This window comes from Clostridium collagenovorans DSM 3089, from assembly GCF_900130005.1.
Taxonomy (GTDB): domain Bacteria; phylum Bacillota; class Clostridia; order Clostridiales; family Clostridiaceae; genus Clostridium_D; species Clostridium_D collagenovorans.
The window spans coordinates 176,168-201,342 of the sequence record NZ_FQXP01000003.1 but is presented as its reverse complement, the minus strand read 5'-3'; the positions used below and the strand labels follow the sequence as shown (position 1 = coordinate 201,342).

Genomic DNA, 25,175 nt, shown 5'->3' with positions numbered 1-25,175 from the left:
TATGTATTTTTGTAATAAAAAAACTCGTCTCTTTTCCTAAGAAAAGGGACGAGTTATACCCGTGGTTCCACCCAAATTGTCCTAATAAATTTTAGGACCACTTTGAAATGACTATAACGTTGTCACCGGACTGTATTAAAGCCCCTCTGAGGTAGTCTTCAGCATGATTCTTTTAAAAGCACTTCCAGCTTATAATGCTTTCTCTCTGAAAAAGTATTTTCATACTTACTCTTCTCATCAATGGGTTATATTTATTGAATTTATTTTTTTATTATATCACAAATTTTTAATAATTAAAGCCCTACTTTAATAAAAAATAAAAATAAATATTAAATTAAGAACTTTAATAGCACCTTAAGTCAAATTACGAATTGTAAATGTCTTCATTTAATGAGTTCTCTGATTTAGAAACTGCAACAGCAGTAGCTGAATCTCCAACTACATTAAGTGACGTTACTAACATTTCAACTGGTCTATTAATAGCAAGTATTAATGAATAAGCAAGAACTGCTGCATCATTATTATAACCCATTCCAGTAAGCACTGTGAATAATATTATAGCCCCTGCTCCTGGTGCTGCCGGTGTTCCTATGGAAGATATTAAAGCTAAAATACCTATTATAACTATACTTCCAATTGTAACTTCATAACCAGCACTAGATGCAATAAATACTGCTGCTATTACTTGCATTATAGCTGTTCCATTCATATTTATTGTCATACCTAATGGTAATACAAATGATGCCACATCCTCACTTACACCTAACTCCTCAACTGTAGTCTTTGTATTTAATGGCAAAGATGAAGCTGAAGAAGATGTTGAGAATCCAAATAATGCAACCTTTGAAATTTTCTTTATAAAAGTTATAGGATTTAATCTTGTAGTAACAAATATAAATATAGCATATCCAAAAACTAAGAATATTAGTAAAGCAATTACTACCGTAATTACATAAGCAAGAGCTGGTTTTAAATGATCAATTCCATATATAGCAAAGGTTCTTGTAATTAATACAAAGATTGCTATAGGACCAAATTTAGTTATAATAAATGTTAAAAATACCGTTATTATTTTATTAACTTCTTCTAATAACTTCTTTAACATGGTTATTTGATCACCTAATTTATTAATTGAAAGCCCTGTAATTACTGCTAAGAAAACAACAGCAAGTATTCTTCCATTTTCTGAAAACACTGAAGTTATATTATTAGGTACTGCTTGCACTAATACAAGTAATGGATTGCTACTTGTGCCATTAGCTGTGGATGCTCCTATATTTGAGATATTTACATTAAATAGTCCTAATCTATTAGCTATAAGCCCAAAAGCTCCTGCAAGTATTAAGGCAAAAACTGAAGTTCCTAAAAATCCTAAAATTGTTTTATATGAAATACGTCCTAATTTTTTAGTATCTGTAATATGACACATTGCTAAAGCAATTGAAGTAAATACCATTGGTACAATTACTAATTGTAATGAATTTATGAATAGTTGTCCTATTATATAAAATAAACCTATAGACTTAACACCCTCTGGCTTACTTATATCTTGAAATAGAAAATTATTTATAGATGCCCAAATTGCATCTTTTCCACTTCCATTTAAGTATTCTCTTAATAAAATAAATGCTCCCCCTACTAGTAGACCAACTAGTAGTGATATTGCCATATTAATGGCTAATTGATTATTGCTTTTTTGTTTTAAAACTTTTTTCTTTAAAGTCATTATAGTATCCTCCTAAAATTTTCTAATAGGACACCATAAAAAAACCTTAATACCTATAAAGATATTAAGGAAAATAGCACGTCTTGCGTAATTTGCCTTACTAGTCTCTCTGGACTAACTTAAAGGTATCCTACGCTTTTAATATACCTTACTATGCTTACAAAGTCAATATTCTACATTTATCTTTGTTTTTTTCTTAGTAATATATTAGTTTTATTTTAAACTTATGTAATTCTCTCATCCTTATTAGAGATTATTCTATTTTTATTATTAAATTAAAAGTTTTTTTGCTATTTATTTTCCTTATGGATTTAATTTAAAATAACTATTGAGGAAATTTTTACAATATATATATTCATTTCAAGTTAATAAATATTTATTTTGAATTTCATTAAATTTTTCACAATTATTCATTAAAATAATTGTAAGTGAATAAAATAATTATATATGTTTTATATTATTAGAATTTTAATGACATAAAACATATTATTACCCAAAGTTTATCATTTTATGAAAGATAGAATAAATGAGTATTCACCTTGTTTAAATGAATATTTATTCATTATTTTTCAGTAAAGTTTATGCTTCCAATATTTATTCATTATTTCAGTTATTGTTAAGTATTTATAAAAAGCGTATACTCATAATATAATCTTCATAAAATAAAGAAAAAGGAGGAATTTTCATGGCAAAACAAGCAAACAAAACTAAAAAGAAAAGAAGTTTTCCCACTGCCTTTACGGTACTCTTTATTGTTTTAATCCTATCTGCTTTATTAACATTTATAATACCATCAGGTTCTTATGTTAAACTTAGTTACGATAGTGATAAAAGTGTATTTACCTTATTAAGTCCTAATGGTGATACTAAAGAAATGCCTGCTACTCAAGAAACTTTAGATAAACTTAATGTAAAAGCTACACTTGAAAAATTTACTGATGGTAGTATAAAAAAACCTGTATCAGTACCTGGTACCTATGAAAAAATAGAACAAAATCCTCAAGGTTTAAAAGAGATTATTCAAGCTCCTATTTTAGGGGTGTACGACACAATTGATATTATTATGTTTGTATTTATTATTGGAGGAGTTATTGGTGTTTTAAATTTCTCTGGTGCTTTTAATGCTGGTATAGCCAGTCTCTCTCGTATAACAAAAGGAAGAGAATATATTTTAATCATATTTGTAACATTTTTAATTGCCTTAGGTGGTACAACCTTTGGTATGGCAGAGGAAACTATAGCACTTTATCCCATTTTAGTACCAATATTCTTAGCAGCTAATTATGATGTTTTAGTATGTATCGCTGCAATATATATGGGTTCATCCATTGGTACTATGTTCTCAACTACAAATCCATTTTCAGCAGTTATAGGTTCTAATGCAGCTGGAATAAGCTTTATGGATGGATTAACCTTTAGAGTTGTAGGTTTAGTTCTTGCAATTATCATCACCTTAGTTTATATTCTTCGTTACGCTAAAAAGGTTAAAGCCGATCCTACTAAATCTTTAATATATGACCAAAAAGAAGAAATTCAAAAGAAATTCTCTATTGATAAGGGTGAAGCTCCAAAATTAACATTAAGATTAAAATTAATGCTTATTATCTTTGCCGCAACCTTTGTAATAATGATTTACGGTGTTGCTGTTAAAGGTTGGTGGTTCACAGAAATGACCGCACTTTTCTTAGTGTCTGGTATTATACTTGGTATATTATCTGGCATGGGAGAAAAGCAATTTGTTAATAAGTTTGTTGAAGGTGCTGCAGATTTAATCAGTGTTGCCTTGGTTATCGGTGTTGCAAGAAGTATTAACATCGTTCTTGAAAGCGGGGGAATAGCTGACTCTATACTTAACTTCTTCTCTACTGCTATAACTGGAATGAATAGTAATATATTTATAATCTTAATGCTTGCAATCTTCGTAATATTAGGATTCTTTATTCCTTCATCTTCTGGTTTAGCTGTTTTATCCATTCCAATAATGGCTCCACTTGCAGATGCAGTTGGACTTCCAAGAGATGTTATAATTTCATCTTACTTATATGGAATAGGTTTAATTGCCTTTATAACACCAACGGGATTAATATTAGCTACCTTATCTATGGTTGAAGTAACCTATGATAAATGGCTCAAATTCATTATGCCACTCATGGGCTATCTAGCTCTATTTAGTGCAGTAATGTTATTAATCCAAGTTAATTTCTAAAATATTAGGGCTGTGGTACAATATGTTTCTACCACAGCCCTTTATTATTCATACAGTTCTTTATAATATATACAATAATAAGCTTAAGATTTAATCACCATAACTTATTTATTGATAAGTTCTAATTAATATTCTACCTTTATAAAATTTTTTTCTACAATTTTAATCAACTTCTCTTTATTATTAACTTTATTATCTTCAATAACTTTACATAATAAATATTCTAGTATTTCTCCTATGTTCTTACCAGGGCTTATACCTAATTCAATTAAGTCCTTTCCCTTTACTTTTAAATCCTTTATTACATAACATTCTTTAAGTTCTAAAATACTCTCTAATTTATATAAGATTTCATTTAATTCATATTCCTTTATTCTTCTATATTCTTCAGTTTCATTTAGTAAACATGCCTTCTTAAGATTTATTACCGCTCTTAAATTCTCTTCTCCTATATCCCTTAGAACATATTTAATATCTTTATTATCATTTAAAATTTCCTTTTTCATGAATTTTATCAATAACTTAACCTTTAATATGAATTTTTTATCATACCTCATAATCCTTAATATTTCTTCGGAAATATTAATTTCGCTTAAGTTTTGTCTTTCTAAATTATATAGTAATATAGTTAAAATTAATTCAAGGGATATCTCACCATAATTTTCTTTTATATAATTAATGCTTACACTGGATTTGTTAATAAAATCCTCATAATTTAACTCCTTTATAAACTCATAATTATTCATATGAATCTTCAAAAAATAATGAAGCAATCCCGTATATTTTAATTCATTCATGTAATACACATTACTTAAAATTAACTTATTAAATTCTTCTCTCACTCTTTCTACGGAGATAACACCTATATTTTTACTTAAACTACGAAGTGCATTTAAGGTTGATGATTCAATTTTAAATTCAAGTTGTGCCATAAATCTAACAGCTCTCATCATTCTTAAAGCATCTTCTGTAAATCTTTTTTCTGCATTTCCAACGGATTTAATTATCCTATTATTTAAATCTTCAACCCCATTAAAATAGTCTATCAAACCATTAAGATCATTATAGGCCATAGCATTAATAGTAAAATCTCTTCTTTTTAGATCTTCTTTAAGAGACTTTGTGAATTCTACATCTTTTGGTGTTCTGCTATTTTCATATTCTCCATCTATTCTATAGGTGGTTATTTCATAACTATTTTTATCAATTAAAATAGTTACAGTACCATGCTTTATCCCTGTGGGTATTACTTTATAACCCAAATTTTTAAATATATCCATAACCTCTTGTGGTAAAGCATTGGTAGTTAAATCCCAGTCTCCAGGGGCTCTCTTTAATAAACTATCCCTTACACAACCACCTACTACATAAGCCTCAAAATTATTATATTTTAAAATCTCTATAATTTTTTTTGCACCACTATCTATATTAATCTTAAATTTATTCATAAATAATTCTTAGTGAACATCCGATTTTATTTTTCTTCACTAAATACTCCTTAATTAATTATAATTTTCAAAAAAAGAATTGTTGTAAACTTAACTCTCATTAATTATTTTACAACAATTCCAAGAAAATATTTAGTACTATTATTTGAATTCTATGCTTAATTACTCATTATATTAAAAAGTTTCTTCTTCCTCTAAACCAGTAACAGGTCCTGGGTTTTGTACTAATGTCACATACCTAATAAAGGTTGCAAGAACTACTAATCCACTAGCTAAAAAATTATTATAATTTACTTTCTGCTGATTTATCCTAACTGACTTATCCATCATTCCTTGCCATGAAAAATAAAAGAAAACTAAACTAGCTCCTAAGGCTAATATGTTAGCTGTATTTTGAAATCCAGCAGTTTCTGGAAGTTTCTTTGCACTACTAGTACCATTGATTTTATCTAACATCTGAACCCTAGATTTATTTAATGCTATAGATGATAATATAATTGATAAAATTATAAAAAATGTAGCTATCAACGAAATATTTATAATTGAAACTTGTTCTTTAAGTTTTGTATTATTTTTACTTCCACTACTAGCTGTGTTACTCATATTTACCTCATCTTAGTTTGAATTAATTTACTATATACTATGATTAAAACATGATTTTATTTACAGATATAATGAGTTTAACATAAAACTTATTAATTATATATGTTCCTTTAAATTGCTTAGTTGAGCCGCAATAGCTAATATAATAAAAAAGTATGGTGCTGTATAATACATAGTATTTCCAAAAAAAGCTGATGCAAGATATGCAAAGGTTGCTACAAGAGCAATAATATTACCTTCATTTAAAATTTTTCTTCGCTTAAAGTTTCTTATGAATATATTAAAAAGTGCACTAAGATATAGTAAAAGTGCTGGTATACCTAAACAAACAGCATGTTGAAGATACTCATTATGAGGTCGGCTTTGATATATTCCTATCTTTCTATATTCTTCTTCTAAATTATCTGGCCCATATCCTAATAATGGTTTTTCTTTTACAAAATCAATCCCACTTACCCATAGCATCCATCTATCTGAACCAGCTCTTCCCCTATCATCTGACATCATCATAATTTTTTTAGTATCACTACTTAAAATCGAAAAATTTTCTCCTATTAGCCCACCATATAAACTATTCATAACTATACTTATAAATGTAAAAATTATCAAAGGAATAAAATACTTTCTATTCTTTTCTCCTTTAATAAAATAACCAATTATCAAAAATATAAGTCCCATTAAAACTGCTATATATGTGGCAAAAGTATTGTTAATGATCATCGCCATAATCATTAATGAATATTGAAAATAACATAGAGCTTTTAAATACTTATTAGTTTCTTGAACACATAAAATTGCTACAATTACTGTTGTAATTGTTAAATAATATCCAAAATGATTTAAAGCGTTAAAAATCCCAGCATATGTTATATACATTGATAAAACTGATACTCTTAATTCGTAAAATTGTAATATTGTTAAAATTGATAATATTGTTGATACTCCCACCAAAACATAATAAAATATTTTTTTATATTTTTCATTTTTTAAATTTAAAGCTGATATATAAAATCCTGCATATGAAAGGTATCTAAAAAATCCTTCTCGTCTGAAGTTATCTCCGTAAAATGAAAGTACTGTATTATTGGCATTTATAGATGCTATTAAACTATAAGTTAACATTAATAGCAATAAAATATGATGAATGTTATTTTTAATATACTCTTTTGTGCTATAATTTTTCTTATTATATTCTTTTAAGCTTATCGATCTTATTAGTAAAAATGCCCCTAATATTAATCCTATATATCCTATTTCATAAACCATTGATGATAATTCTATATCTGCTCTTTCTTTCGTTATCATAGATATTGTAATAACAATGATTGGTGAAATAGCCCAATATAACATGAGTAACAATGAACACTTTTCATAAAAACTTTTAGGAATTTTTCTAAAAAACTCCTCTAAAGTCTCACATTTTCTAAGTTTATTCACATCCTTTAAAACACTATTCAATTATTCCCCCTCCAATTATTAAAGTAAAACCGTAAAATATGATATTAAGAATATATTACTATATATGTTCATATTTCGTAAACATGTTTTTCATATTTTTCTTATTATGCTATTAACTTCAAAGTAAAAAGAAACTATTAAATTAAGAATACCTTACTAGATGTTTTGCTAATTTAAAATTTGCAAAGCAGTATCTAGTTTGTAAAATTCTTATTTTATAGTCTCTTAAAGTTTATTTTATTACAATCCCTAAGCTAAATTTAATTTATAAATAATTTTTCCTTTTAAGGATATGTATATTTATTTTGAAAAAAATCATGAAATTTCAAAAAATCTACTATGGATATCTTATTACATTCTTTGATTTTAAATTTTTTATATGATTTTTCTCACTTAACTTACTTTAATACTTCATTTATACATTGCACACATACTTCCACAGCAATATCCATCTCTTCACGAGTCATAATTAATGGTGGGTTAAAATATATAATATCTCCAAGAGTTCTTAATAAAATTCCCTTTTCTAAAGCTTTTTTATAAATTTCATATCCATACCTTTTCTTAGAATCAAAGGATTTTTTATTCTTTTTATCTTCCACTAATTCAATAGCATTTATCAATCCTATGCTTCTAATTTCTCCTACATATTTATGATTTTTAAGTTTATCACAAATTAAATTATTAAAATAAGTTGCATTTTCCTTTGCTGTCTCTAAAATTTTCTCTTCTTCTAATATATTAAGAACTTCTATAGCTGCAGCACAAGCTAAAGGATTTCCACTGTAAGTATGACTATGCATAAAAGCTTTACCTTCATTATAATCAGCATAAAAAACATTATAAATTTTGTCTGTTGTAACAGCTAAAGCCATAGGCATGTATCCCCCAGTTAACCCTTTAGAAAGACATATAATATCTGGTGAAATCTCTGCATGATCACAAGCAAACATTTTTCCTGTTCTTCCATAGCCCGTTGCTATTTCATCTGCAATCATATGAACATTGTACTTATCACATAACTTTCTTAGTTTCTTTAAATATATAGAAGGATATATTCTCATACCTGCCGCACCTTGAACTAAGGGTTCCACAAAGAAAGCACTTGTTTCCTCACCGTATTTCTCAAACTCTCTTTCAGCTTCTTCAAAACATTGTGCATCACAATTTTCTCTACACTTTCCATATTTACATCTATAACAGTCAGGAGCTTCCACATGAATAATGTCCATAAGCATAGGTTTATAAATTTCTGAGTATAAGTCCATTCCACCCATCGATAAAGCACCTACAGTTTCACCATGATAAGCATCTGACAAGGCCATAAATCTTTTTTTATGAGCCTTACCTGTTTGATAATGATATTGAAAACTCATTTTCATTGCTGCTTCTATGGCAGAGGAGCCGTTATCTGTAAAGAAACACTTATTTAATCCATTTGGTAATACCTTAGATAACTTATCACATAAACTTATAGCTGGAACATGTGAAAAGTTAGCAAAGATTACATGCTCTAATTTATCAATTTGATTTTTAAGAGCTTCATTTATACGGGGATTGCAGTGTCCTAAAAGATTACACCACCATGAACTAACCACATCCATATATGACTTTCCATTTATATCATATAAATACATGTCTTTAGCATGATCCACAACTATAGGAGGTAACTCCTCATAATCTTTCATTTGAGAACAAGGATGCCAAATATGTTCTAAGTCCTTTTTTATAAAATCCATGCTTTATACCTCCTTAAATAAACTACATAACCCATGTATATCTATTTCAATATTTTTTTCATCTTTTCCTACACATGAAATTACAGGAATATTCGTAAGATCCTCAATAACCTTTTTATTATTTTTATGTAAAAAGCTTTTTTCATCATAGTTATTTAAAATTATACCTCTTACATTAATGTCATGATTTTTAGCATACTCCACAGTTAAAACTACATTGTTTATAGTTCCTAATTCTGCTGAAGCTACAATAATAATATCTAGATTTAAACTTGTAATAACATCCTTTAGCATTATAGTTTTATCCTTAAGCCTAAGAGGACATACTATTCCTCCGCTACCTTCAACTACAACATAATCAAACTTTGATTCAATATTTTCAAAGTCTTCAATAATACATTCTAGTTCCACAGGATTTCCTTCTATTTCTGATGCTAAATGTGGAGATACAGCAGTTTCATATACATATGAAACTAAATCACAAGGATTTAAATTAAGTTTTGCAACATCACAAACAAATTTACAATCTCCTGGTACTAAACTATCACCTTGTCTTTGTGCACCACTAAGTGCTGCTTTATAATAACCTGCATTTACTGAAGACTCTCTAAGTAACTTTACAATTAAAGCTGTAATATAGGTTTTACCTATATCCGTACCCGTAGCTGTAATAAATATACCCTTACTCATATTCTCTTCACCTCAAAATTCAAGCTTTTTATCATTTTCATATCTTCTTCTATACTTATTCCTGCTGTGGTAAGCATATCGCCTGATATTGCAGCATTAGCACCTGATTTTATAGCGTCTTTTCCCTTGTCATCCATAAGCCCTCTTCCTCCTGCTAATCTAATAGCAGCACTAGGTACTATAAATCTGCAAATAGAAACTATTCTACATATTTCTTCTTTCTTAAGAACCTCTAAATTTTCAAAGGGTGTTCCTTTTATAGGGTTTAATATGTTAATAGGAATTGACTTAATTCCTAATTCTCTAAGTTCTAAAAACATATCAATCCTATGATCCATAGTTTCTCCCATGCCCATTATTCCTCCACTGCAAACCTCCAAACCTGCTTTCTGAGCATTCTTAATTGCATTAATCTTTTCATCATAACTATGAGTTGTACATATTTCTTTAAAATATCTTCTAGAACTCTCTAAATTATTATGATATCTAAGAACACCCACCTCTTTCAATTTTTCAAATTGCTCAAAGGATAAAAGACCATGAGACGCACAAAGAGAAATTTCACTTTTTTCCTTTAATAATTTATAGCTTTCATATACCTTTTCAAATTCATTATTTGAAAGTTTTCTTCCTGAAGTAACAATTGAATATCTTAAAATACCACGTTTTTCATTATAAATAGCTTCTTTCAAAATCTTATCTGAGCATAAAATTGGATACTCATCTATTTTTACTTTGTAATGTATAGACTGTGCACAAAACTTACAATTCTCTGAGCACCTTCCACTTTTACCATTAATAATAGTACAAAGATCAAAGGAATTACCGCAAAGTTTTTCTCTAATTTCATTAGCTGATTCACATAATTCTTTTAAAGGTGCAGTGACAAGCCTTATAGCTTCATCCCTATTAATTTCATAACCTTTTAAAATCTTATCTTTTAATTCTTTTATACAGCTCATACTACCTGACACCACCCTTTAAAATCTTAAGTAACCTTTTAGAAAAAAATGCACTTCCAACACAAATAACTATATCTCCCGGAACCGCCAATATAAAGCAGTACAATATTAAAGACCAAACTCCTATAGGGGAATTCGTAAAAGTATTAGCAACAATGTAATAATAAATCATTCCAATTATATAAACAGCAGCTAATCCTATAAAGTTAGCTATCATTAAAGACTTAACTGTAATTTTTTCTGATTTTTCCACTATAAGTCCAGTTAAATAAGTTCCAATAGAAAAACCAATAAGATATCCAAAGGTAGGCTGAAGTACATATCCAATACCGCCACCATTGGTAAATATAGGTATTCCTATTAACCCTAAAATTATATAAAGTAAAACTGAAATCGCTCCTAATCTAGATCCTAATATTACCCCTGCTAAAGTAGTAAACAATAATTGCAATGTAAACGGAACTACAGGAATGGGTATTTTTATAAATGCTCCAATAGAAATAAGTGCCACAAATATAGAACACATAATAAGTGATTTTGTATTATACTTTTTACTTGTTTCTACCATTTAAAGTCTTCTCCTAAATATATTTTTACTTACAAACTATAGATTATAAATATACTGGATATTTTATGTTTTTGATTGTATAATAAAAAAAGCATATTGTCAACCCAATATAAATTCAAGGTTTACAATATGTTTCGTATTATTTTTTACTTTTTTTACCAATAAAAATATATTTAAGTTTTCATTTATTTTCATAACTAATTTCATTGCATAGTCCAAGTTAGCTATAAATATTCTAAGAAGAATTACTTGAAATCTCTATTACTTATATCTATATATAAATAAAAAAATCTATTTTCTATAAACTTAAATTACCTCTAAATTTATATTTATAGAAAATAGACCTTTAAATATTATTTCTTTTTTAACTCCAACTCTCTTTTTATAATCTCTTTAATTAATGGACCACAGCATTTTCCTAAGGGATTATTCATTTTACAATTGCCATTCTTCATAGCTCCAGTAATTTCTGCTACTTCTTTTATATCCTTAGCTCCCTTATTTACAACTGCATCTACTATATCTTCCTCAGTAACATAATTACAATAACAAATATACTTAGGATTTGCTCCATCTTTAAACCAAAGTGGAACTTTTAACTCATTAGCTTTTATATACTCACCATATACGTCATAATATGCTACTTCACAGTTCTTATCCATGCATAAGTAATATACTTTTTCTTTAATCTTATATTTAAATTCATCTTTTATTAAATTCTTTACTGTTGCTTCTAAAACACCTTGTCCCTTCTTACCGCATATTGCACAAATTTGATTTTTCTCTACTCTTTTAACTCTCTCTTTTTTATCATTACAGCAAATATTACCATTCTCTCTCATATTCACAGCTCCCTAATATAATAAGATTTTTTTATTATACTAAATTAATATGATATATTAATACCTTATATTCTTTTATCATTGCACCACTTACCACAAAACTTTGCTTTCTTACTACATATTACATTATGAGAACCACATTTAGGGCAAGATGACTTATCTTGTTCATATTTTATGTTATATTCGTTATCACAGTCCATACATTTAAATTTGCAATGATTGGTTGTATAATGACCTCCACTTATATTGATTGCTTTTCCTTCTGTAAGTGCAATTGCAACCTTTTTTCTAGCACTATCAATAATATTTTGAAAGGTTTGTCTTGATACTTGCATGTTCTCAGCACATTGCTCTTGATTTAAGTCTTCTATATCCTTTAACCTCATAGCCTCCAGCTCTTCTACTTTTAATACAACTTCTTGAAGCTCACATTTTGCTTTTCCTATTGGCACAAAATAATTACTCTCCGGAAAAAACTCTACTTTTCTAAATTTAGTTGGTCTAGGCATTGCTATCCTCCATACATTTATGACATACTCCATTTAGCATTATTTCTTCATCATAAATTAATAACCCATTCTCTTTTTCAATAAAAGTATTTAACTTTAAATATTCTAATACTAAATTCTTGTAATCTATATCTATTATACTATTACACTTATTACATTTAAAATGTATATGAATAGGTTTTTTCCTAAAGCCTTTATTATTTAACTTCATTTAAAGCTGATAATACATTTTGTACTATAGGGCTGAATAATGTATTTAAAGTTTCCTTGGAAGAATTATATCCATTATTAGATAAATTACATATTTCACTTACCATAGGTAATTCACCTAAAAGCTTAATATTACTTACCTTTGTAAAATCCTCTAAATTACTTTCATTGAATAATTTTATTTTTTTATTGCAATCAGGACAAAGTATATAACTCATATTTTCAATTATACCTAAAACCTTTACATCCATTTTATTGGCCATATTTATTGCCTTCGTAACAATCATAGAAACTAAATCTTGAGGTACTGATACCATAACTAACCCATCTATAGGAATTGATTGCATAACTGTTAAAGCTACATCCCCTGTTCCTGGAGGCATATCTATTATCAAATAATCTAACTCCTCCCAAAGTACGTCTGTCCAAAATTGTTTTACCATTCCTGCAATTACTGGCCCTCTCCAGATTACAGGCTGATTCTCATCCTCTATTAAAGAGTTTAATGAAATAACTTTTATTCCATCATCACTTTCTAAAGGATATATCATATAATCAGTTCCATCAGCTCTTTTATTTTGTAAACCCATTAATCTTGGTATACTTGGTCCTGTTATATCTGCATCTAAAATTCCTACACTATAGCCTAAATCCTTTAATCCTCTTGCAATCATAGTAGATATAGTAGATTTTCCCACTCCACCTTTACCACTCATAACTCCTATAACATTCTTAATGTTATTCATAGGATTATTTTCAATCATACATTCAGTTTTATCCTTAGTGCACCCATTATTTGAAGGGCATGTACTACAATTTGACATAAAATCCACTCCTTAATTATTGGCATTTGCTAATTATATAATAATACCATCATTAGTTATTGTCAAATGCTATTAACTTTATATGTTAAATATTCTTGTTAGATCCTTATGTCTTTAATTACTTTTACCTTATGTAAAAAGAAACTGTAGCACTAAATCATCTATAGGTTTTATATTTTGCCAATTTAAAATTTGCAATCAATATCCCCATATATAACTTATTTATTACCACAGTTTCCTATCGTTAAATTAATATACTTTATAAAACACTTTACAAAGTTAAATATTTCTTATATTTTTTATGAATTGAAAGTTACATATAAAATCATTAAGAAAATTATTTAACCTTTGTCTTTATTTAACTTTTTTTATAACATCAATAATACTTCCATCCCTATATTCAACAATAGCTACTACCTTATCATCATATTGAATATTATCTGGAATACCAACAATGCTTTCTACCTTTTCTTTTAATTCATTAATTGTGTATATAGGAATATCTATTCCTTTAAATTTCTCAATTAAATCATTTCTTCTAGGATTGATTGCAATTCCCAATTCTGTGACTAATACATCAATGCTTTCTCCTGGAGTAACAACCGTATTAACAGCATCTACTATACATGGTATTCTACCTCTAATAGTTGGAGTAACTATTACTGTTAACTTAGCACAAGCAGCCGTGTCACAATGTCCACCTGATGCACCTCTAACCACTCCATCTGAGCCAGTTATAACATTTACATTAAAATCTGTATCAATTTCTAGTGCTGACAGGACTACTACATCCAGCTTATTAGCAATACATCCCTTATTATGAGGATTTGCATAAAAAGAGGAGTCTATTTCATGATGCATTAAATTTTTATCTATTGAGTTTACTGCACTTAAATCAAATCCCTGTACATCAAATATATTTTTTATCAGTCCCTCTTCAAGCATTTCTACCATTGGTTTTGTTATTCCTCCCAAGGCAAAACTTGCTTTTATCTCTTGCTTTTTCATCTCTTCTCTTAAAAATCTACTTACAGCTAAGGATGACCCACCTGTACCTGTTTGAAAAGAGAAGCCATCTTTAAAATATCCAGAGTTAGTTATAACTTTGCTACAATACTCCGCAATTAATAATTCCTTTGGATTTTTAGTATATCTTGTAGCTCCTGAAGCTATACCAGCAGGATCCCCTATGCTATTAACCTGAACAACATAATCTACATTATTTTGTAATATGCTTGCAGGCATATTAGGAAATTCAACTAAAGAGTCTGTGATTATTACAACTTTATCTGCATAAAGTGCATCAATTTTCGCATACCCTAAGGAACCACAGTTACCTTTTCCTCTTGAACCACTTGCATTTCCATATTCATCACAGGAAGGTGCACCTAAAAAGGCTACATCTATTTTTATGTCTCCATTTTCAATAGCCCTAGCTCTTCCTCCATGGGATCTTATGATTACTGGTTCTTCCATTAGTCCATTAGAAATTTCTTCTGCTAGTTTTCCCCTTAAGCCACTAGTTGAAATCTTTGTAATTACACCATTCTTTATATGTTCAATAATGGAGCTATGAACATTGTTTAGAGAGCTAGGTACTAGTGTTAGGTTCTTTATTCCTAATTTAGCTATGATATCTACTACCATATTTAATACATAGTCACCCTCTCTAAAATGGTGGTGAAAAGAAATAGTCATACCATCTTTCAAACCACATTTAATTATGGCTTCTTCAATGGTACTTAATAATTTATTATGTGAAGGCTTAACTGGCTTAATAATAGGAGCTACTTTTTTTATTTCTTCTTCCTTAAAAAAAGCTCCTTGAAATAAACTTCTTTCATTAATTACTTCCTTTGGAATTTCTCTTCCTATACTATTCTTCATCATGGCTATCCTCCTTGTATAAACCTACAGCCTTTGCTAGCTGTAAAACTCTGCTTGCTCTATCTATAATAGGTTTATCAATCATCTTGCCATTTAATGAAATAACGCCTAATCCTTGTTTTGCAGCTTCTTTTGCAGCTGTAACAATATCTATTGATTTTTTTATTTCCATTTCTGTAGGACTATAAATCTCGTGAACTGGCTTAATTTGTCTTGGATTTATAACAGATTTACCATCAAACCCAAGCTGTTTTATAAGTTCAACTTCTCTTCTGAATCCCTCTTCATTATCTACATTAGAGTAAACTGTATCTAAGGCATAAATTCCTGCAGCTCTTGCAGCTATAATAATTTGAGTTCTTGCACCTAATAATTCCATTCCATCTGGATATCTTTTAGTTTTCATATTTGTTACATAATCTTCAGCACCTAATGCAATACCAATAAGTCTTGAACTAGCAGTGGCAATAGAATATGCATTAACAACACCAAGTGCACCCTCAACAGCTGCCATCATCTTAGTACTTCCTACTTCACGCCCTATCTTTTTCTCAACTTCTTCAATAACAGCTTCTACATCTTCTATATCTTCTTTAGTCTCTGTTTTAGGTAATCTAATAACATCAACTCCAGCCCTAACCATAGCCTCTATATCATCTCTACCATAAGGACTACTTAATGGATTAATTCTTACAACTATTTCTGTTTTCCCATAATCCAAAGTCTTTACTGCATTATAAACTAATAATCTTGCTGAATCTTTTTCACTTATAGCAACTGCATCTTCTAAGTCAAACATAAGAGAATCAGCACCATAAATTCCTGCATCCTTAATCATTCCAGCATTGCTTCCTGGAACAAATAACATAGTTCTTCTTAACTGTTCCATTAGTCAATTACCTCCCAATTATACTTTCCTTCAGTGTCGCAGCCTCTAAATACTGCACACTGTACTCTTGCTTGAATTGTACAATCTAAGGCACCCTTATCATTAGCAAAAACTATAGCATCTTCAACACCTAATTTTTCTATAGTTTCTTTAATTACCTTTCTTATTTGTCTTCCAAATTGCTTTTCTACATTGCTTGTAAGTTCAATTTCTATGCCCTTTTCTTCATTTGGTGAAATCATTATTTGAATATCATTTGATTCCAAGGTACCAGCTAATGATTTTTTAATAATTTTCATATACTTCGCCACCCTTAAACATTTCTTTAATAATATAAATTTATAATATTTTATTAAGAGATGTCCCACAAATAAATTTAATAACACCATCTGCTACTTATATCCTTTAGTGAGACAACTCTTTTATTGCTTATAGATTTTGTGAAAGTAAAATTTCTAAATATTTTGCTGTAGCACGTAGCCATTCCTCTGAAGTAACTACATTTTTATGACTAGCATCTGAAAGCTCTGCTAAATCCTTAGTTATAGTCCCATGATCTATTGTTTTGATACATGCAACTTCTAATTTATCAGCAAAAGTAACAAGTTCTTCAATCTTATCTAGCTCACCACGTTTTCTTAAAGCTCCTGTCCATGCAAAAATTGTAGCCATAGGATTAGTAGAGGTTACTTCTCCTTTTAAATGCTTGTAGTAATGCTTTTGAACAGTACCATGAGCAGCTTCATATTCAAAATACCCTTGAGGAGAAACAAGTACAGAAGTCATCATTGCTAAACTACCAAAAGCAGTTGCAACTAAATCAGACATAACATCTCCATCGTAATTCTTACATGCCCATAACATTCCACCCTCTGATTTTACTATACGAGCAACTACATCATCGATTAATGTATAGAAATAAACGATTCCAGCCTTTTGGAATTTGTCTTTATATTCAGCTTCAAAAATTCTTTCAAAGATTTCTTTAAAGTTAGCATCATAAGTTTTAGATATTGTATCCTTAGTAGAAAACCATAAATCAATTTTCTTTTCCAAAGCATAATTAAAACAAGATTTTGCAAAGCTTTCTATTGATTTATCTCTATTGTGCATTGACATCAATACACCCTTGTCCTTAAATTCATGTATAGTTTGTCTTGATAACTCTTTTCCTTCATTGTTAGTAAAGACTAATTCAGCTTTACCTGCTTCATCAACTCTATACTCTACATTTTTATAAACATCTCCATAAGCATGTCTTGCAATAACAATAGGCTTATTCCATGTCTTAACATATGGATGAATTGTATTAACTATAATTGGTTCTCTAAATACAGTTCCATCTAGAATAGATCTAATTGTTCCATTTGGACTCTTCCACATTTTCTTTAATTTATACTCTTCTACTCTTGCTGCATTTGGAGTAATAGTTGCACACTTTACACCTACTCCATATTTTTTAATAGCTTCTGCTGCATCAATAGTTATTTGGTCATCAGTTTCATCTCTTTTTTCAACACCAAGATCATAATATTCTGTTTTAAGATTCACATATGGAGTAATAAGGATGTCCTTTATCATTTTCCATAATACACGAGTCATTTCATCTCCATCCATCTCCACTAATGGAACTATCATATCTATTTTTTTATTTATCATACTAATTTTCTCCCCTTTTAACTATTTAATTTTACTTTTAATCCAAGGTAATTTACCGCCAAACTTCAATATAGAAGCATCTAATTCTGAAAGGCTATGAGTAAGAGCAATTTCTTCATTTTTAGAAATATTTCTTAAAAGAGCTTTTCCTCTCAAATCACCTATAACTACTTCTAATTTATCCCCCGCTGAAATCTTTTCATAATCTTTTGAATTTTCAAACACCAATGGCACAATACCAAAATTAATTAAGTTAGCCATATGAATACGTGCAAAGGATTTGGAAATAACCGCCCTAACTCCTAAGTATTTCGGTGCTAAAGCTGCATGTTCTCTACTAGAACCTTGTCCATAGTTTTCCCCTGCAATTATAAATCCACCTTGATTTTCTATTGCTCTATTATGGAACTCTCCATCTACACTTTCAAAAACATGTTTTGAAATTTCAGGTATATTACTACGTAAAGGTAAAATCTTAGCTCCCGCTGGCATAATATCATCTGTAGTAACGTTATTTTCAAGTTTTATAAGAACATTACCTTCTAATTTATCTGGTAATGGAGAGAACTTTGGTAATGGCTTAATATTAGGTCCATGAGCAATCTCTATATTCTTTGCTTCTTCCGCAGGTAATGGTTTTATTATCATATTGTCATTGATTTCAAACTTATTAGGCATCTCAAAATCTGGACATTTACCTAAAGTTCTTGGATCAGTTAAAACTCCTGTTAAAGCTGTAGCAACAGCAGTTTCAGGACTTGTTAGATAAACCTGTGCATCTTTAGTCCCACTTCTTCCAAGGAAGTTTCTATTGAATGTTCTAACTGAAATTCCTGCTGAACTTGGTGCACAACCCATTCCTATACATGGTCCACAACCATTTTCTAAAATTCTTGCTCCTGATTGTACTAAAGAGTTCATATCTTTACTATTTATTAAGTGTTCTACTACTTGTCTAGAACCTGGACTTATAGTTAAGTGAAGATCTTCAGATATAGTTTTTCCATTAAGGGCTTTTGATACAATAAGTAAATCTCTTAGTGAAGAGTTTGTACAAGAACCAATTGAAACTTGATCTACCTTTATACCTGCAATTTCTGATACCTTTTTTACAGCTCCTGGACTATGAGGTAGTGCTGCCATAGGCTCAACTTCATCTAAATTAATTTCAATGATCTCATCATACTTGGCATCTTCATCTGCAATTAATTCAATCCAATCATTTTCTCTTCCTTGAGCTTTTAAAAATTCCCTAGTTATTTCATCACTTGGAAATATACTAGTTGTACATCCTGTTTCAGTTCCCATATTAGTTATAGTTGCTCTATCTGGAACACTTAAATTTTTAACTCCTGGTCCAAAGTATTCAAATACCTTACCTACTCCACCTTTTACATCAACTCTGCTTAAAAGCTCTAATATTACATCCTTTGCAGAAACCCATTTTTGAAGTTTTCCACTTAATTTGATTCCCACAATTTTAGGGTATTTTATTCTAAAAGCTTCACCAGCCATAGCTACTGCAACATCTAATCCTCCAGCACCCATAGCAAAGCTTCCCATTCCTCCAGCCGTTGGAGTGTGGCTATCAGAACCAATCAAGGTTTTGCCTGGAGTTGCAAATCTTTCTAAAAATACTTGATGACATATACCATTTCCTGGTCTTGAAAAATGCAATCCATATCTTTGTGCAATAGTCTTTAAGAATTTATGATCATCAGCATTTCTAAAATCTGTTTGTAACATATTATGGTCAACAAAACTTACGCTTAACTCAGTTTTTATTCTGTCTATGCCTATAGCTTCAAATTGTAAATAAGCCATAGTTCCTGTAGCATCTTGAGTTAATGTATTATCAACTTTTAAAGCAACTTCTTCTCCTATTACTGGTTTTCCCTCAACAATATGTGAGAATAATATCTTCTCTGTTATAGTTCCTGACATTGTTAACTCCCCCTACTAGTGTAGATATCTTTTAATATCTACATAAACACTTTAATCTACCTGATTTATTACTTAACAAACATAAAAAAACCACTCAGCTAAAAGCTAAGTGGCGCAATAATCCAGTGGTATTAATTACATGACAAAAAAGAATTATAATTAATTCCTAGACATCCCCCCTATCGCTCGTAGAGTTATGAAATGTATAATAAAGGCAGTTCTTCTGGCTTAGGATCATCGTCTCTTCAAACCTTCCCAATTTAAAAATCAGTGGCATAAATTGAAGTTTCTCACCATTACAGCGGCGGGACCGCGTAGGATTTTAACCTACTTCCCTTTTAAACAAATAAAAAATAAATTCTACTTTTTATTTGTACCTCTATTGACATATTAAATTTTATTTCATTATAGTCTTAAATAACTTTATAGTCAATAACTTTATTTATTATTAAAAAATGTAAATAGGTACTTTATTTAAAATTATTTTTAACTATAGTACCAACTATTTAAAGATAATAAAAAAGACCATGAGTATAGGTCTTTAAAAGATTTATTGTAAACTAACATTTAACCTTTTAAATTGTTTCTAACTCATGGTTTTTTATAACTTAATTTGAAGTTTTGCCATCAACAAAATAAAGCTTTTATATTATTTCTTAGGCTCTTTTTTGATTTCTTCTTTTTAAAGAAACTATTGCTATAGCACTAATAATCATAAGAACCCCTAATGCTAATATTGGCATATTATCTCCTGTAATTGGAGTAGTTACATTTTGACTATTCTTATTAGTAGCATTATTATTTTCTTTATTTACAGTATTGTCATTAGCAGTTTCTTTATTGACATTGCTATTGTTGTTTTCATTAGTAGTTATCTCATCATCATTGTTATTATCATTAATAACTCTTTCTAATTCCTTTAAAGTATTGTTTAACTTTTCCTTAGCTTCAGCACTTACTAATGATTTAGCATTTTCAGAAATAGCATTAAACTCATTTTCTACTGCTTTTATAGCTTCTTTATCATTTTCAGAAATATCATCAATTTCAGGTAAATTATTAATTTTTTCTTCTACGCCTTTTACAGTTTCAAAAACATTAACAACTTCCTTTAATCTTGCAATTTCAGTATTTATATCAGCTTTTTGAGTCTCTGTAAGAGTTTCAATATTAGCTAATAAATCTTCTAAGTCAGTAACTGCTTTATTTATAACTACTTCATCATTTTTCTTAACATTATCAGCAGTTGTATCTTTTACATTTTCTTTTATAGCATCAATTTTTGCTTGATTTTCTTTTTCAATAGCTACTTTATCTAAAACTGTCATATTAACTTTTAAATCTTCAATTCCACCTATCTTTTCATTATTTACTTTAACTATGTTATTATCTTCTCCTATTGAGAATGTTATATTTTTAGGATTTGAAGAATATCTTTCTTCATCAGCTAAAGTTACAGTAAACATTGTGTACATCATATATGATGGAGTAGTATATTTTATAACTCCATTTCCATCTGAAGTAACTTTGCTTACTGTTGGATTAAATGAATTCTTAATATTAAAATCCACATTTGATAATGGCTTTCCATTATGGTCTACTGCTGTAATAACAATAGTATCTGCAGCTGGTGTTTCTGGCACAACAACCTTTTCAACTAATGCCTTTATAGCATCTGAAAGAACCTTTGTAATGTTATCTACATCCTCTTGTGTTACTTTAAGGTCTGCAAATACTTTTTTAGCTTTTGCTAAAACATCTTCCATTGCTTTATAAGATTCTTCTGTATAAGCAGTTTTATCTTTTCCTTCTGCTTCTTTTATACTATTTTCTAAATTTGTTTTGTCAACTTTAATTTCTTCATTTCTAGCTTTAAGTATAAATTTTAAATCTTCTTTTCCTGTAGGTGCCATTCCATTTACTTCAACAATTTTTGCTTTCCCATCTGTTTTAAATCTAATTTTATCAACATTAGAAATATACTTATCTGAATCAGCAACTACTATATCCTCTGTCATGTATTGATCATAAGAAGCTACTTTATGATTAATTATTCCATTATCATCAGAAACAAGAGTTTTTAATACATCTCCATATGTATTTTGGAGATTAAATTTAACATCCTTTAATGGTTGTCCTTTTTCATCTACTACCTTAATTTTTAAAGATTTAATTTCAATAGGATCTGCTATGTTATCAAATTCTTTTAATTCTTCGTAGTATTTTGTTGGTTGTCCTTTTTTAAGATTACTTATATTATTCTCTGCTCCAGTAATTCTTAATTCAGGAATATAAGCTTTTAATTCTTGAGGTAAAGCATTATATTCATTTCTTGCTGCTTCTACATTATCTTTATCCTCTAGAGTTATGTTGTTAGCATTAAATCTATTTATTATTTTGTTAACATCTATTACTTTAAATAAATCATCTTTTTTATCTCCTATTCCAGTTCCAGTTAACCATAATTCTGATTTATCTAACTGAGTTAAGTTAGTAAGTGCCGCAAAGTCATTAATCTTTGGATTATTGCTTAATCTTAATATTTTTAAATCTCTAAGATTTTTCAAAACACTAATATCAGAAAGATTATTTGAAGAAAGATCTAACTCTTTTACTTTAGTTAAATTAGCAAGTGGAGTAATATCTTCTATTTGGTTATTTCCTAAAATTAATCTATCATCTAATTTAGTTAAACCTTCTAAGGCAGTAATATCTTTTATTTTATTATTTTGCAAGTCTAATTTCTTTAAATTTGTGAATTTTTTCAACACATCTATATTAGAAATTTTATTATATGGAAGATCTAACTCCTCAAGTTTAGTCATATCTTTAAGAGGTTCTAAATTCTCAATTTTATTTAAACCTAATTCAAGACTCTGTATATTAGTTAATTTAGATAAATCACTAAGATCAGTTATTAAGTTATCTTTAAAATTAATTTTATTTACTTTTGTTAATTTAGATATAGGACTTAAATCTGAAATTTTATTATATGGTAATAAAACTCTATATGCATCTGTAGCATATTGAAGCCCTTCCATGCTTTTTACAAATACATTAAATTCATACAAATCATAATGGTCACCTTCAGAATAATAGATTTCCTCTAATCCTTTAAAATCCTCTGGTTTAATTTGCTTATAGTTCTTTGTTTGGCGTGTCATATAATATCTTAAAACCCAGTTTAATAAATTATCTGGTACTATATCATTTTCATTAGGAGTTACAAGCTCATCTTTATTTATTACATAAGCCATAGCTTGTTGAGTTCCAGCAATTGAGAATAACATAAAAAATGATACTAATAATGCTAAAAATCTTGTTCTTTTTTTCATCTTTTTTTGCATAACTTTCTTCCTTTCTTATTTTTTCTACTAAAAATATAAAAATATTCGCATGCATGCCCTCTCAATATACTCCTATGTATATTTTTTGTAAATAAACCTAACTATTGCTATTTATAATAGTTATTTATTGTTTTATTGGTAATTTTTATAATATATTAAGGTTTAACGTTAAATTTTACTCATTTTTACACTTTATTTATTTTTTCGACTTTTTATGATTTTGTTAAATTTTTGTTAACAAACAATTTCCCCAAGTATTTTTTGACTTTGTAAACTTATGTTAAGTTTTTATAGTATTTTGAATTTATCTTTTCAATATTATTTCTATATCTTTTAATAAGTTTAACATTCATATGTTTTGAATTTTTCAAAACAAAATTTATGTAAACTAAAAATCAAATAAAGAAATACTCTCTACATAAAAAACTCCTGTGCATAAATAACTGTTCCTTCTTTATCCTTTAAAGCCTCTTTTTTAATTCAATTGCCATAAATGATTCATCTGGAACTTTAAATGGAGCAGTAATTTTGTAAATGCTTGCTAGAACAAATCCAAAACGTGGATAGTATTTTAACACTCAAATTAAATATATTATCTAAAAAACTTTAATTTTATTACTATTATTTAATGTACATTGTACCCTACTCCATTCTTTATAATTTAGTTTATTTATGATGTAAGTTAACTTATACTTACTTTACACCTATTCTTGATTACTTTATAATTCTATGTAATAATTTTAGTAATATATTTTTTCTTATTCATAAGTACTTATTTAAAGGAAATAACTATTAGTTGCTTTAAATATACTGAAACATTATATAAAGAGCATAATAAAACCCCTTTAGAAAATATGTAAGTTAAAAACTAACTTATTGTACATTAAGAAATACGCAATAGTGCAAAAGGAGGATTTAGGGAGACTTTGGTACTTACAACATACCTTCTCACTAAAATAAACTATGACTTTTAATAAATTTAGATTTTCATTAATAATTATAAGTTTTATACTAACTCTAGGTTTAATAGGTTGCTCTATAACTGAAAAATCTAAAACTAACAATAGTATTAATATAAGCAAATTGCTTCAATATAAGGATTGCAATATAGGGGATAATTCATCTATCAGCGGTATACTATTGAACTTACCTGCTAATAAATATGTTAAAGATTTTGAATTGCAAACTGATCATACACCCTATGGATTAACTGTGAATTATAAAGATTTTGATTCTGCTTCTATTGAATTTGATGATAAATCCATATTATCTCTTCCCTTTGAGGATGTATTAATTAAAAATGCTATGATCATAATTTCCCTTGTAAAAAATGCTGATGTAATAAACTTCAAATTTGATAAAGGTGTAACTATTACTTATAAAAAGAATGAACTTATAGATGCTTATAAAAAAGACTTTGGAGATAATCTTGAGGAAATAACTAAAGAGGAAAAAGCCTTAGAAAACTTTATAAAATCTACACTAAAATAAACCAACTTATATATTCAATAACTTTTCAAAATAAACAATCCCCTTTAGAAAGCTCTGAATAGGTTAGTTCTTTCTAAAGGGGACTATTATATTTATTATAACTTTTTATTACTATATCACTGACTCTAAAAACCACTTATGAAATGATAAATAATTTACTTACTGAAAAGTCT

19 protein-coding genes, 1 riboswitch and 1 other annotated feature are annotated in these 25,175 nt (G+C 28.5%); of the genes, 2 read left to right on the top strand and 17 right to left on the bottom strand.

Translation table 11 applies throughout. The features are described 5' to 3' along the window. Positions 1-41: 41 nt before the first annotated feature. Positions 42-250: a binding site (T-box leader), on the bottom strand. Between the two features lie 114 nt (positions 251-364). Then, positions 365-1,726 carry a dicarboxylate/amino acid:cation symporter gene (locus BUA48_RS00990; RefSeq protein ID WP_072829175.1) on the bottom strand — a complete coding sequence of 454 codons (1,362 nt, stop codon included), beginning with the start codon at positions 1,724-1,726 and terminating at the stop codon, positions 365-367. Between the two features lie 685 nt (positions 1,727-2,411). Here BUA48_RS00990 and BUA48_RS00985 point away from each other — a divergent pair. Next, positions 2,412-3,932, top strand: coding sequence for a YfcC family protein (locus BUA48_RS00985; protein WP_072829173.1), 1,521 nt, complete (start codon positions 2,412-2,414; stop codon positions 3,930-3,932). Between the two features lie 125 nt (positions 3,933-4,057). Here BUA48_RS00985 and BUA48_RS00980 read toward each other — a convergent pair whose 3' ends face one another. The 16 genes from BUA48_RS00980 to BUA48_RS00900 form a co-directional block, all read right to left on the bottom strand. Beyond that, positions 4,058-5,380 carry a CCA tRNA nucleotidyltransferase gene (locus BUA48_RS00980; RefSeq protein ID WP_072829170.1) on the bottom strand — a complete coding sequence of 441 codons (1,323 nt, stop codon included), beginning with the start codon at positions 5,378-5,380 and terminating at the stop codon, positions 4,058-4,060. A gap of 174 nt (positions 5,381-5,554) precedes the next feature. Further along, complete coding sequence (locus tag BUA48_RS00975; RefSeq protein WP_072829166.1) at positions 5,555-5,983, bottom strand: hypothetical protein; 429 nt, start codon at positions 5,981-5,983, stop codon at positions 5,555-5,557. Positions 5,984-6,079: 96 nt separating this feature from the next. Then, positions 6,080-7,441: an O-antigen ligase family protein gene (locus BUA48_RS00970; protein WP_072829163.1), complete on the bottom strand. Its 1,362-nt coding sequence runs from the start codon at positions 7,439-7,441 to the stop codon at positions 6,080-6,082. A gap of 398 nt (positions 7,442-7,839) precedes the next feature. Further along, a complete protein-coding gene (gene bioA, locus BUA48_RS00965; RefSeq protein ID WP_072829160.1) occupies positions 7,840-9,180 on the bottom strand; it encodes an adenosylmethionine--8-amino-7-oxononanoate transaminase in 1,341 nt (446 codons plus the stop codon). A gap of 3 nt (positions 9,181-9,183) precedes the next feature. After that, the gene (gene bioD, locus BUA48_RS00960) at positions 9,184-9,870 is read right to left on the bottom strand and encodes a dethiobiotin synthase (RefSeq protein ID WP_072829158.1); all 687 of its coding nucleotides are present in this window, start codon (positions 9,868-9,870) and stop codon (positions 9,184-9,186) included. Then, positions 9,867-10,832, bottom strand: coding sequence for a biotin synthase BioB (gene bioB, locus BUA48_RS00955; RefSeq protein WP_072829155.1), 966 nt, complete (start codon positions 10,830-10,832; stop codon positions 9,867-9,869). The genes bioD and bioB overlap by 4 nt, the downstream gene beginning before the upstream one ends. A gap of 1 nt (position 10,833) precedes the next feature. Next, positions 10,834-11,400: a biotin transporter BioY gene (locus BUA48_RS00950; protein WP_072829153.1), complete on the bottom strand. Its 567-nt coding sequence runs from the start codon at positions 11,398-11,400 to the stop codon at positions 10,834-10,836. 353 nt (positions 11,401-11,753) lie between these two features. Continuing rightward, on the bottom strand, positions 11,754-12,242 hold the full coding sequence (locus BUA48_RS00945) for a Csac_0668 family 2Fe-2S cluster-binding (seleno)protein (RefSeq protein WP_072829151.1): 489 nt from the start codon (positions 12,240-12,242) through the stop codon (positions 11,754-11,756). Positions 12,243-12,307: 65 nt separating this feature from the next. Continuing rightward, positions 12,308-12,751: a DUF134 domain-containing protein gene (locus BUA48_RS00940; RefSeq protein ID WP_072829149.1), complete on the bottom strand. Its 444-nt coding sequence runs from the start codon at positions 12,749-12,751 to the stop codon at positions 12,308-12,310. Positions 12,752-12,948: 197 nt separating this feature from the next. Next, positions 12,949-13,785 (bottom strand): Mrp/NBP35 family ATP-binding protein, encoded by an 837-nt coding sequence (locus BUA48_RS00930; RefSeq protein WP_072829145.1) that lies wholly within the window; start codon positions 13,783-13,785, stop codon positions 12,949-12,951. Positions 13,786-14,139: 354 nt separating this feature from the next. Next, positions 14,140-15,675 (bottom strand): citrate lyase subunit alpha, encoded by a 1,536-nt coding sequence (citF, locus tag BUA48_RS00925; RefSeq protein ID WP_072829142.1) that lies wholly within the window; start codon positions 15,673-15,675, stop codon positions 14,140-14,142. Next, positions 15,662-16,561, bottom strand: a complete 900-nt coding sequence (gene citE / locus BUA48_RS00920) for a citrate (pro-3S)-lyase subunit beta (protein ID WP_072829139.1) — start codon at positions 16,559-16,561, stop codon at positions 15,662-15,664. Before citE ends, citF begins: the two co-directional genes overlap by 14 nt. Then, positions 16,561-16,860, bottom strand: a complete 300-nt coding sequence (citD, locus tag BUA48_RS00915) for a citrate lyase acyl carrier protein (protein ID WP_072829137.1) — start codon at positions 16,858-16,860, stop codon at positions 16,561-16,563. Before citD ends, citE begins: the two co-directional genes overlap by 1 nt. A gap of 130 nt (positions 16,861-16,990) precedes the next feature. After that, positions 16,991-18,220, bottom strand: a complete 1,230-nt coding sequence (locus BUA48_RS00910; RefSeq protein ID WP_072829135.1) for an NADP-dependent isocitrate dehydrogenase — start codon at positions 18,218-18,220, stop codon at positions 16,991-16,993. Positions 18,221-18,241: 21 nt separating this feature from the next. Then, positions 18,242-20,164 carry an aconitate hydratase gene (locus tag BUA48_RS00905; protein ID WP_072829132.1) on the bottom strand — a complete coding sequence of 641 codons (1,923 nt, stop codon included), beginning with the start codon at positions 20,162-20,164 and terminating at the stop codon, positions 18,242-18,244. A 196-nt stretch (positions 20,165-20,360) separates the two neighbouring features. Then, a riboswitch (cobalamin riboswitch) is annotated at positions 20,361-20,560 on the bottom strand. Between the two features lie 260 nt (positions 20,561-20,820). Continuing rightward, positions 20,821-23,511 carry a leucine-rich repeat domain-containing protein gene (locus BUA48_RS00900; RefSeq protein ID WP_072829131.1) on the bottom strand — a complete coding sequence of 897 codons (2,691 nt, stop codon included), beginning with the start codon at positions 23,509-23,511 and terminating at the stop codon, positions 20,821-20,823. Between the two features lie 963 nt (positions 23,512-24,474). Here BUA48_RS00900 and BUA48_RS00895 point away from each other — a divergent pair. Beyond that, positions 24,475-25,002 carry a DUF4825 domain-containing protein gene (locus BUA48_RS00895; protein ID WP_072829129.1) on the top strand — a complete coding sequence of 176 codons (528 nt, stop codon included), beginning with the start codon at positions 24,475-24,477 and terminating at the stop codon, positions 25,000-25,002. Positions 25,003-25,175: the final 173 nt, after the last annotated feature.

What these genes read in the sequence shown, in the direction of transcription:
- BUA48_RS00990 (WP_072829175.1), bottom strand. Translation starts at nt 1,726, where the DNA reads ATGACTTTAAAGAAAAAAGTTTTAAAACAAAAAAGCAATAATCAATTA.
- BUA48_RS00950 (WP_072829153.1), bottom strand. Translation starts at nt 11,400, where the DNA reads ATGGTAGAAACAAGTAAAAAGTATAATACAAAATCACTTATTATGTGT.
- BUA48_RS00905 (WP_072829132.1), bottom strand. Translation starts at nt 20,164, where the DNA reads ATGTCAGGAACTATAACAGAGAAGATATTATTCTCACATATTGTTGAG.
- bioB (WP_072829155.1), bottom strand. Translation starts at nt 10,832, where the DNA reads ATGAGCTGTATAAAAGAATTAAAAGATAAGATTTTAAAAGGTTATGAA.
- BUA48_RS00895 (WP_072829129.1), top strand. Translation starts at nt 24,475, where the DNA reads ATGACTTTTAATAAATTTAGATTTTCATTAATAATTATAAGTTTTATA.
- BUA48_RS00900 (WP_072829131.1), bottom strand. Translation starts at nt 23,511, where the DNA reads ATGCAAAAAAAGATGAAAAAAAGAACAAGATTTTTAGCATTATTAGTA.
- bioD (WP_072829158.1), bottom strand. Translation starts at nt 9,870, where the DNA reads ATGAGTAAGGGTATATTTATTACAGCTACGGGTACGGATATAGGTAAA.
- citF (WP_072829142.1), bottom strand. Translation starts at nt 15,675, where the DNA reads ATGATGAAGAATAGTATAGGAAGAGAAATTCCAAAGGAAGTAATTAAT.
- BUA48_RS00940 (WP_072829149.1), bottom strand. Translation starts at nt 12,751, where the DNA reads ATGCCTAGACCAACTAAATTTAGAAAAGTAGAGTTTTTTCCGGAGAGT.
- BUA48_RS00985 (WP_072829173.1), top strand. Translation starts at nt 2,412, where the DNA reads ATGGCAAAACAAGCAAACAAAACTAAAAAGAAAAGAAGTTTTCCCACT.
- BUA48_RS00930 (WP_072829145.1), bottom strand. Translation starts at nt 13,785, where the DNA reads ATGTCAAATTGTAGTACATGCCCTTCAAATAATGGGTGCACTAAGGAT.
- citE (WP_072829139.1), bottom strand. Translation starts at nt 16,561, where the DNA reads ATGGAACAGTTAAGAAGAACTATGTTATTTGTTCCAGGAAGCAATGCT.
- BUA48_RS00945 (WP_072829151.1), bottom strand. Translation starts at nt 12,242, where the DNA reads ATGAGAGAGAATGGTAATATTTGCTGTAATGATAAAAAAGAGAGAGTT.
- citD (WP_072829137.1), bottom strand. Translation starts at nt 16,860, where the DNA reads ATGAAAATTATTAAAAAATCATTAGCTGGTACCTTGGAATCAAATGAT.
- BUA48_RS00910 (WP_072829135.1), bottom strand. Translation starts at nt 18,220, where the DNA reads ATGATAAATAAAAAAATAGATATGATAGTTCCATTAGTGGAGATGGAT.
- bioA (WP_072829160.1), bottom strand. Translation starts at nt 9,180, where the DNA reads ATGGATTTTATAAAAAAGGACTTAGAACATATTTGGCATCCTTGTTCT.
- BUA48_RS00975 (WP_072829166.1), bottom strand. Translation starts at nt 5,983, where the DNA reads ATGAGTAACACAGCTAGTAGTGGAAGTAAAAATAATACAAAACTTAAA.
- BUA48_RS00980 (WP_072829170.1), bottom strand. Translation starts at nt 5,380, where the DNA reads ATGAATAAATTTAAGATTAATATAGATAGTGGTGCAAAAAAAATTATA.